The sequence below is a fragment of the Pseudomonas sp. OF001 genome (genome assembly GCF_904426495.1).
Lineage (GTDB): Bacteria > Pseudomonadota > Gammaproteobacteria > Pseudomonadales > Pseudomonadaceae > Geopseudomonas.
In genome coordinates this window covers 87,327-97,529 of the sequence record NZ_CAJGBM010000013.1, presented here as the reverse complement: position 1 = coordinate 97,529, position 10,203 = coordinate 87,327, and the positions used below count along the sequence as shown (strand labels likewise).

Genomic DNA, 10,203 nt, shown 5'->3' with positions numbered 1-10,203 from the left:
TGTTAGGCCTGCCGCCAGCGTTCAATCTGAGCCATGATCAAACTCTTCAGTTCAAATCAATTCGGGTTTTGAGAAAACCCTAAACTTGGCTCAGCAATCGCAAAAAACTCTCGAATTCACGAGTGTTACTTGTGATGCTGATAATCTTGCGACTGTCAGTCTTGCCTCACAAGCACCCACACGAATTGCTTGATTCAACTTGTTAAAGAGCGTTTCGATCGATTCACTCAGCGTTTCCGCTTCGCCTCAATCGAGGCCGCGCATTCTACAGCAGCCTTTCAATCTGTCAAGCGTTTTTCGAAAATTTTCTTTCCGAATCAACCGCTTGCGCTTCAGCGAAGAACTCGACCACCGAAGCGAGGGAGATGAATCATACAGCAACCAGAGCCACTGTCAACACCTCCGAACAACCCGCCTTCAACCCGGAGGCCGAAGACGCCACAGGGAAACCGCCCTGCACTTCCACCACCACCCTATCCAAGCACTTGATTTACAAGGCTTTTCGATCAGCTTGCCGCTGGAAGTGGGGCGCATTATAGAGACATCGGCGGCGACGTCAATGCTTGTTTTGCAACTTTCCGGGTTACCGCTGAGCTACCCCTTCGAACCACGCCAGTTTTTCACGCAAGAGAACTACCTCACCGACGATCACCAAGGTCGGTGCATGCACCTCGTGCTCGGCAACCAGCTGAGGCAAATCGGCCAAGGTGCCCGTAAACACTCGCTGCTGAGGGGTTGTGCCCTGCTGCACCAGCGCAGCCGGGGTGTCGGCAGCTCGACCGTGGTTGATCAGCTCCCTGCAGATAACCGGCAGCCCCACCAGACCCATATAGAAGACCAAGGTCTGCCCCGGAGCCACCAGATCGCGCCACGGCAGGTTGCAACTGCCGTCTTTCAGGTGCCCGGTAACAAAGCGCACCGATTGGGCGCAGTCGCGATGAGTCAGGGGAATTCCGGCATAGGCAGCGCAACCAGCAGCGGCGGTGACTCCCGGAACGACCTGGAAGGGAATCCCCTCAGCCGCCAGTTCCTCGATCTCCTCACCACCCCTGCCGAAGATGAACGGATCCCCTCCCTTGAGCCGCAGCACGCGCTTGCCCTGTTTAGCCAGATCGACCAGTCGACGATTGATCTGCTCCTGTGGAAGCGCATGTTCGCTACGCTTCTTGCCAACATAGATCCGTTCGGCATCGCGGCGACACATATCGATGATCGCAGGAGCGACCAAGCGATCGTAGAGCACGACATCAGCCTGCTGCATCAGCCGCAATGCCCGAAAGGTCAGCAGGTCAGGATCTCCCGGGCCGGCCCCCACCAGATAGACCTCACCCAGTTCGCGATCGCTACTGCCGGCCAGCTTGTCGACCAGCAGGCGCTCGGCATCCGCATCACGCCCGGCCAATACCTGCTCGGCAATGACTCCCTGGAACACCTCTTCCCAGAACACCCGACGTTGCCGCACATCGGCAAAACGCTGCTTCACAGCTCCGCGAAACTTGCGAGCCAGCCCTGCAAGACGGCCATAGGCTGCCGGAATCAGGGTTTCCAGCCGAGCGCGCACCAGTCGCGTCAGCACTGGCGCATCGCCACCGCTGGACACCGCCACCATCAGCGGCGATCGATCGACGATGGCCGGGAAGATCACGCTGCACAGCGCCGGAGCGTCCACCACATTGACCGGCACCCCCCGCTCCCCGGCCTCGCGCGAGACTCGCGCATTGAGCTGGTCGTCATCGGTGGCCGCGACAACCAGCACACAGCCCGAGAGATCGGCGCTTGCATATCCACGCAGCAGCAACTCACCCGCCCCCTTTTCGACCAGGCTGCACAGCTGCTCCTCGACCTGAGGCGCGACCACCCGCAAGCGGGCGCCGGCCTCAGTCAGCAGGCGCGCCTTGCGTAGAGCGACCTCTCCGCCACCGACCACCAGCACCAGGCGACCACGCAGATTGTGAAACAAGGGAAGGAAGTCCATGGGCAGCCTCACGACAGGTGCAGAACAAATGGAAAGGCCGACAATCGAGAGTGCCGGCCCGTATTGCGCCCCACAGGGAAGAGCTACCGGGAGCCTCGAGAGGCCACCGGCAGCACGACGGCGTTCAGCCGATCATCTCGAGCCCGCCCATGTACGACCTGAGCACTTCCGGCACCCGGATGCTGCCATCGGCCTGCTGGTAGTTCTCCAACACGGCCACCAGGGTGCGACCGACAGCCAGGCCGGAGCCATTGAGGGTGTGTACCAGCTCGGGCTTGCCGGTAGCCGGATTGCGCCAGCGCGCCTGCATGCGGCGGGCCTGGAAGTCGCCGCAATTGGAGCAGGAGGAGATTTCGCGATACTTGCCCTGACTCGGCACCCAAACCTCCAGATCGTAGGTCTTGGTCGCACCGAAGCCCATGTCTCCGGTGCACAGCGCCAGCTTGCGATAAGGCAGCCCGAGCAGTTGCAGGACCTTCTCGGCATGGCTGGTCAACTCTTCCAGGGCCTCGAAGGACTTTTCCGGCTCGACCACATGCACCAGCTCGACCTTGTCGAACTGGTGCTGGCGAATCATGCCACGCGTGTCGCGACCGGAAGCTCCGGCCTCGCTGCGGAAACAGGGGGTATGGGCGACCAGCTTCAGCGGCAACTGCTTGGCATCGAGGATCTCGCCGGAGACGATGTTGGTCAGCGACACTTCGGCGGTGGGAATCAGGTAGAAGTCGGCCTCCCCCGGGCGACTGATCTTGAACAGGTCTTCCTCGAACTTCGGAAGCTGACCGGTCCCCTGCAGCGCCGGCGCCTGCACCAAGTAGGGCGTGTAAGCCTCCTCGTAGCCATGCTCGCCAGTGTGCAGGTTGAGCATGAACTGGGCCAGAGCACGGTGCAAACGGGCGATCGGGCCACGCATCAGCGCGAAGCGGGCGCCGGAAAGCTTGGCTGCAGTTTCGAAGTCGAGCCAGCCGTGCTGCTCACCGAGAGCCACGTGGTCCTTGACCTCGAAATCGAACTCACGCGGGACGCCCCAGCGACTCACCTCGACGTTCTCATCCTCGCCAGCGCCAACCGGCACCGATTCGTGCGGCAGGTTGGGAATGGTCAGCAGCAATGCATCCAGCTCGGCCTGGATCGCGTCCAACTCCTGCTTGCCTGCGCCCAGCTCAGCCCCCATGCGCTCGACGTCGGCCATCAGCGGAGCGATGTCCTCTCCGCGCTGCTTGGCCTGACCGATGCTCTTGGAGCGGGCATTGCGCTCGGCCTGCAGCTGTTCGGTGCGGGTCTGGGTTTCCTTGCGGCGGCTTTCCAGCGCCTCAAGGCGCGCCACGTCCAGTTGGAAGCCGCGGGTCGCCAGACGCTGGGCCACTTCCTGCGGCTGGCCACGAACCAGTTTGGAGTCGAGCATGGAGAATTCTCTTCAGTCGAAGCAGTCAAATGATGAAGGTAGTCGTGCAGCGGTCTGCTGCTATCGCCCCTGCTGCGCTGCCTATCGCAGCCTGGTGCGGATGATCGGAACGAGAGTTTACCCGCTGACGGGCACCAGCGGGCAGCCTGCCACACTTTTGTCGGCAGCCGCTCCCAGCACCACTCAACGCCCGAGCGGCCCAGCAAGGGTGTGGCAACGCTGGGGGCCGCCACTCCTGGAGACGACTTGAGTCAGCAGGCTGCCGGTGACGACGCCAGCGAGCACCGCGAGGATCATGGCTTCCTCCGCCGTCGCGGGCTGCGTCGATCCAGCTCGGCCAGATGCGCCAGCTTCTCGCGGATCTTCAGCTCGAGCCCGCGCGGCACCGGCTGATAGTAGGGCTCAGGCTCCAGCGCCTCGGGGAAATAGTCTTCGCCAGCAGCGTACGCCTCCGGCTCGTCATGGGCGTAGCGGTACTCGTCGCCGTAGCCGAAGTTCTTCATCAGCTTGGTCGGTGCATTGCGCAGGTGCAGCGGCACCTCCAGCGAGCCATGCGCAGCGACATCCCGCTTGGCCGCCTTGAGTCCCATGTACACCGCATTGCTCTTCGGCGCGCAGGCGAGATAGACGATGGCCTGGGCAACGGCAAGCTCGCCCTCGGGGCTGCCCAGGCGCTCCTGCACGTCCCAGGCGGCCAGGCACAGGCTCAGCGCACGCGGATCGGCGTTGCCGATGTCCTCGCTGGCCATGCGCACCACCCGGCGCGCCAGATACAGGGGATCGCAGCCACCGTCGAGCATGCGCGCAAACCAGTAGAGCGCTGCATCCGGGCTCGATCCGCGCACCGACTTGTGCAGGGCACTGATCTGGTCGTAGAAAGCTTCGCCACCCTTGTCGAAGCGGCGACGGCTGTCACCGAGCAGGCTCTCCAGCAGCCCGGCACCGATCTCCTCGCCATCCTCGACCAGATCAGCAGCATTCTCCAGCAGGTTGAGCAGGCGCCGGCCATCGCCGTCGGCAGCCGCCAGCAGCAGGCCGACGGCTTCCTCGCTGACGCGCAGGTGGCGAGCTCCGAGCCCTCTTTCCTCGCTCAGTGCCCGAGCGAGCATCTGGCGCAGAGCCGCCTCGTCGAGACTCTTCAGCACATAGACACGAGCCCGCGACAGCAGCGCGTTATTCAGCTCGAACGATGGGTTCTCGGTGGTCGCGCCGATGAAGATCAGCGTGCCATCCTCTACGAAGGGCAGGAAGGCATCCTGCTGCGCCTTGTTGAAGCGGTGCACCTCATCGACGAACAGGATGCTGCGCCGCCCATACTGAGCAGCCTGCTGCTTCGCCACCTCCACTGCCTGGCGGATTTCCCTGACTCCGGCCAGCACGGCGGAAATGGTCTCGAAATGGGCATCGCCGACCTGCGCCAGCAGGCGCGCCAGAGTGGTCTTGCCCACCCCGGGTGGCCCCCAGAAGATCATCGAGTGCAGCGCGCCCTGCTCCAGCGCCTCGCGCAGCGGCTTGCCGCGCCCCAGCACATGCTCCTGGCCGACATACTCGTCCAGACTGGTCGGACGCATGCGCGCGGCCAACGGCTGGGCAACCGGGGGACGATCGAACAGGTCCATGACGGAACCCTACTGCTCCTCGATCACGTCGGCGCCCTCGGGCACCTTAAAGGTGAACTGGCTGTCCGCCAGAGGCTGGTTCAATTTCACGCCGAGGAACAGGATGTTGGTGCGCTGACCGATGCTGTCGATCAGTTGCATGTCGTTGATCACGCCATTGCGGAACGACAGGCGCAGGGTATCGAACAGGGTGTCCTTGGCCTTGGGCTTGAGGATGAAGTCGACCACGCTGCCACCCTCCTTGTGGCTGATGGTGAAGTTCTCGCGAATCTTCGACACATCACCGGACAGCAGCAGCGCCGGGGTATGGGTCATGCGCTGGTCGAGAGCCTGGATGGTCACCTGCTGCAGGTCCGGATCGTACAGCCAGACTTTCTCCCCATTGGACACCAGCAACTGCTCCATGGGGGCATCGGTATGCCACCGCAGCAGGCCAGGACGCTTGAGACTCATCTCGCCACTGGCCTCCTGCAGCTGGGTGCCGGAGCCGTCCAGAGTCAGCTGAGAGAAGCGACCGGTCAGGGTCTGCGCCTGGCCGAGCAGCTCGGTCAGCCGCTGTACCGACCTGGCATCGTCCTGGGCATGGACGGTGGCACCACCCAGAGTCAGGACAGCCAGTAACAACACTCGAATCAGACGCATAGAGCCTCGCTCAGTCTCGGATCGGCGCCGGCGCGATCACGTCGCGGGAGCCGTTGGTATTCATGGGAGTAACCACGCCGGCCATTTCCATCGCCTCGATCATGCGGGCGGCGCGGTTATAGCCGATCTTCAGCTTGCGCTGCACGGCGGAAATCGAGGCGCGGCGACTCTCGGTGACGAAGCGCACCGCCTCGTCGTACAGCGGATCCTCCTCGCTGCCCTCGCCGCCTTCGCCGCCGGTCGAGTCGTAGGAGCCGCCGGCGCCCTCTTCGGCGCCCGCAAGGATGTCCTCGATGTAATCCGGCGCCCCGCGCTGCTTCCATGCATCCACGGTGCGGTGCACCTCGTCGTCGGAAACGAAGGCCCCGTGCACGCGCACCGGCAGGCCCGTGCCGGGCGGCAGGTAGAGCATGTCACCATGGCCAAGCAGTTGCTCGGCCCCCCCCTGGTCGAGGATGGTGCGCGAGTCGATCTTGCTCGACACCTGGAAGGCGATGCGCGTCGGAATGTTGGCCTTGATCAGGCCGGTGATCACATCCACCGACGGACGCTGGGTGGCGAGGATCAGGTGGATACCGGCCGCCCGCGCCTTCTGGGCGATGCGTGCGATCAGTTCCTCGACCTTCTTGCCGACGATCATCATCATGTCGGCGAACTCGTCGACCACCACCACGATGGTCGGCAGCGCCTGCAGCAGCGGCGGCTGGTCGTCGGGGCTTTCACGGCGGAACAGCGGATCGGTCAGCGGCGTGCCCGCCTCCTCGGCATCCTTGATCTTGCGGTTGAAGCCGGCCAGGTTGCGCACGCCCATGGCGGCCATCAGCCGGTAGCGCCGATCCATCTCCGCCACGCTCCAGCGCAGGGCGTTGGCCGCCTCCTTCATGTCGGTGACTACCGGGCAGAGCAAGTGCGGGATGCCCTCGTAGATCGACAATTCGAGCATCTTCGGGTCGATCATGATCAGGCGCACCTGCTCGGGTGTCGACTTGTAGAGGATCGACAGCAGCATGGCGTTGACCCCCACCGACTTGCCCGAGCCGGTGGTGCCGGCCACCAGCAGGTGCGGCATCTTCGCCAGGTCCGCGGTCACCGGCCGGCCGCCGATGTCATGGCCGAGCGCGATGGTCACCGGCGAGCTGGCACCCTCGTACTCCGGCGTGGACAGCACCTCGGAGAAGCGCACGATCTGCCGGTTCTCGTTGGGAATCTCGACGCCCACGGTGGTCTTGCCAGGGATCACCTCGACCACCCGCACGCTGATCACCGCCAGCGAACGCGCCAGGTCCTTGGCCAGGTTGGTGATGCGGCTGACCTTGATGCCCGGTGCCGGCTGGATCTCGAAGCGGGTGATCACGGGCCCCGGATAGGCGGCGACGACCTGGACCTCGACGCCGAACTCCTTGAGCTTCATCTCCAGCAGGCGCGACATCGACTCCAGCGCCTCGGGCGAGAAACTGTTGGGCTTGGCCTGCGCAGGGTCGAGCAGGCTCAGCGGCGGCAGGGTACCGGCTACCGCCTCGTCGACATAATGGGCTACCGGCCTGGGCGGCTCGACCGGGCGACGGGGAGCCGCGCTCGGGGCCTCGGCGAGGCGAGGCGACACCGGCTGCTGCACCGCAACCGGGGCGGGCACGTCGAAGACATCCTCCGGCAGTTGCAGCGAGTCCGCCTCGTCCAGCATCTCGGACTCTGCCGGAACGGCAGGGAGCTTGGGCAGACCCCGCCCCTCATTGTCGTCCAGGGCCAGAGGGGCAAGCTCCAGCTCGGGCTCATCATCGAGATCGAGCGCCGAGAGGCCGACGACCGGCTCGATGCGCTCGCTCGCTGCCAGCGGGCGCTCCAGCGGTGCCACGGGCTCGGCGGCGGAGGCCGCTGCCTTGGCAAGCGGGGCGGCGACCGCGACCCGGGCACGCCGGGAGGTCGGCGGAGCCGGCGGCGCCTGCTCGGCTTCGCGCAGCTTCAGCCGCAGCTCACGATGGCTCTGGCGGGCACTCCACCAGCGTCCCGCCGCCCCCTGGATCAGCTCGAGCAGGTCGAGGGTGATCTTGCCGGTCAGGTCCATGACCCGGAACCAGGAAAGATCGGTGAACACGGTCAGTCCAAAGAGAAACAAGGCGATGAACAGCAGGGTACTGCCCTGGACGTTGAGTGCATCCTCACCCCACTCGCCCAGGCTCTGCCCCAGGATGCCCCCGGCCGGCGCCTGCGGATTCACCCCCAGCGACTGGAACTGGATCGTCGCCAGCGCAGAAGTGGACAGCAGCAGGAAGAACAGACCGATGATCCGCCAGGAGAACAGCCAGCCGTTCCAGTGAAAGGGTTGGTGGCGGCTACGGAACAGGTCGATGACCTTGATCACCATCAACAGGGGCAGCAGGTAGGCCGCGTAGCCGAGGACGAACAGGAAGAAGCTGGCGAGCCAGGCGCCCACCCGCCCAGCGGCGTTCTGCACCTGACCAACGCTGGTGGAGACATCGACCCCGGGATCCATTGGGGAATAGGTCAGCAGTGCCATCCAGAAATAGATGCACAGGGCGCCCAGCGCGATCAGCGCACCCTCCTTGAGGCGGTAGTGCAACTGTTGACGCCATGGGTTGGCTTTGACGGTATTCGCGGAGCTCTTCAAAACGTAGGGATTCCTGCACGCGCCCGGCGCTCGAAACGGTAGACAGCCAGCACACTGCCTATTGTAAGACTTTACCCGGCGGATGCCATGCAGGCAGCCAAGCCGCCCTGGCGCCAGGGCCGACCTGCCGGCTCATCGCCGGGAACAGCAGATTTTGCCGCCCCAGCCCACCCGGTGTAGCATGCTGGACAGTAGCGGCACTTAAGCTCAATTGGAGCACGCATTCTCTTTCGTGACAAAGACTTATAGGGTGTTTTATGAGTGAATCGAAACATTCGCGGCTGGTCATCCTCGGCTCCGGCCCGGCCGGCTACACCGCTGCGGTGTACGCTGCCCGCGCCAACCTCAAGCCGACGCTGATCACTGGCCTGCAGGCCGGCGGCCAGCTGACCACCACCACCGAAGTCGACAACTGGCCCGGCGATGTCGAGGGGCTGACCGGCCCGGCGCTGATGGAGCGCATGCGCGAGCACGCCGAGCGCTTCGCTACCGACATCGTCTACGACCACATCCACACCGCCGAGTTGCAGCAGCGCCCCTTCGTCCTCAAGGGCGACAGTGGAACCTATACCTGTGACGCCCTGATCATCGCCACCGGCGCCTCGGCGCAATACCTCGGCCTGCCCTCCGAGGAAGCCTTCATGGGCCGCGGCGTATCCGCCTGCGCCACCTGCGACGGCTTCTTCTATCGCAACCAGGTGGTCTGCGTGATCGGCGGCGGCAACACCGCGGTCGAGGAGGCCCTCTACCTCTCCAACATCGCCCGCGAAGTCCACCTGATCCACCGCCGCGACAAGCTGCGCGCCGAGAAGATCCTGCAGGACAAGCTGCTCGAGAAGGCCGCCAACGGCAACATTCGCCTGCATTGGAACCACACCCTCGACGAGGTCCTCGGCGATGCCAGCGGCGTGACCGGGGTACGCATCAGCGACGTGAACAGCGGCGCCAGCAGCGAACTGCCGCTCACCGGCGTGTTCATCGCCATCGGCCACAAGCCCAACACCGAGCTGTTCGCCGATCAGCTGGAGATGCGCGACGGTTACCTCAAGGTCAAGGGCGGCAGCGAAGGCAACGCCACCGCCACCAGCATCGAGGGTGTGTTCGCCGCCGGCGACGTTGCCGACCACATCTACCGCCAGGCCATCACCTCGGCCGGCGCCGGCTGCATGGCAGCCCTCGACGCCGAACGCTATCTCGACCAGTAAGGCGCAGCGGGCCTGCGGGCCCGCCTCCCCCATGCCTCTCGCCTCCCTGTCACGCCAGAGCCTAGACTTTCCGCCACTCGAGCACGCCCTGCGCGAGCCCGACGGCCTGCTCGCGCTTGGCGGCGACCTCAGTCCCGAGCGACTGATCAGCGCCTACCGGCACGGCTGCTTCCCCTGGTTCCAGGACGGGCAACCGATCCTCTGGTGGTCGCCCGATCCGCGCATGGTGCTGCTCCCCGCAGAACTGCACGTCTCGCGCAGCCTGCGCAAGACCCTGCGGCAGGGGCGCTTTGCCGTCAGCTTCGACCGCGACTTCCCCGCCGTGATCCGCGCCTGCGCCGAACCGCGCACCTATGCCGACGGCACCTGGATCACCCCGGCCATGCAGGCCGCCTACCTGGAGCTGCATCGTCGCGGCCTCGCCCACTCGGTGGAAGTCTGGCAGGACGACCGACTGGTCGGCGGTCTCTACGGCCTGAGCATCGGCCGACTGTTCTTCGGCGAGTCCATGTTCAGCCGGACGACCGACGCCTCGAAGATCGGCTTCGTCACCCTGGTCGAACGCCTGCGAGACTGCGGCTTCGCCCTGATCGACTGCCAGATGTACACCCGCCACCTGGCCAGCTTCGGTGCCCGCCCCATTCCGCGCCACGAGTTCGCCACCTGCCTGAAGCGCCACCTGGACCAGGCAGGGCCGACACCCTGGGCGGAGCGCTCGGCTTGACATACAC

General features: G+C 64.8%; 7 protein-coding genes. 2 read left to right on the top strand and 5 right to left on the bottom strand.

Going from position 1 to position 10,203, the window contains the following annotated elements; genetic code table 11:
- Positions 1 to 583: 583 nt before the first annotated feature.
- From cysG to RA210_RS10510, 5 genes are all read right to left on the bottom strand, one after another.
- The gene (gene cysG / locus RA210_RS10530) at positions 584 to 1,975 is read right to left on the bottom strand and encodes a siroheme synthase CysG (RefSeq protein ID WP_201486397.1); all 1,392 of its coding nucleotides are present in this window, start codon (positions 1,973 to 1,975) and stop codon (positions 584 to 586) included.
- Between the two features lie 124 nt (positions 1,976 to 2,099).
- On the bottom strand, positions 2,100 to 3,380 hold the full coding sequence (gene serS / locus RA210_RS10525; protein WP_136488903.1) for a serine--tRNA ligase: 1,281 nt from the start codon (positions 3,378 to 3,380) through the stop codon (positions 2,100 to 2,102).
- A 293-nt stretch (positions 3,381 to 3,673) separates the two neighbouring features.
- The gene (locus RA210_RS10520) at positions 3,674 to 4,999 is read right to left on the bottom strand and encodes a replication-associated recombination protein A (RefSeq protein WP_201486396.1); all 1,326 of its coding nucleotides are present in this window, start codon (positions 4,997 to 4,999) and stop codon (positions 3,674 to 3,676) included.
- A gap of 9 nt (positions 5,000 to 5,008) precedes the next feature.
- Complete coding sequence (gene lolA, locus RA210_RS10515) at positions 5,009 to 5,641, bottom strand: outer membrane lipoprotein chaperone LolA (RefSeq protein ID WP_201486395.1); 633 nt, start codon at positions 5,639 to 5,641, stop codon at positions 5,009 to 5,011.
- A gap of 10 nt (positions 5,642 to 5,651) precedes the next feature.
- Positions 5,652 to 8,267, bottom strand: a complete 2,616-nt coding sequence (locus RA210_RS10510; protein WP_201486394.1) for a DNA translocase FtsK — start codon at positions 8,265 to 8,267, stop codon at positions 5,652 to 5,654.
- Positions 8,268 to 8,524: 257 nt separating this feature from the next.
- Between RA210_RS10510 and trxB the strand changes: the two genes are divergently transcribed.
- Positions 8,525 to 9,472 carry a thioredoxin-disulfide reductase gene (gene trxB / locus RA210_RS10505; RefSeq protein WP_201486393.1) on the top strand — a complete coding sequence of 316 codons (948 nt, stop codon included), beginning with the start codon at positions 8,525 to 8,527 and terminating at the stop codon, positions 9,470 to 9,472.
- Positions 9,473 to 9,503: 31 nt separating this feature from the next.
- Positions 9,504 to 10,196, top strand: a complete 693-nt coding sequence (gene aat, locus RA210_RS10500; RefSeq protein WP_136488908.1) for a leucyl/phenylalanyl-tRNA--protein transferase — start codon at positions 9,504 to 9,506, stop codon at positions 10,194 to 10,196.
- The last annotated feature ends 7 nt before the right edge of the window (positions 10,197 to 10,203 follow it).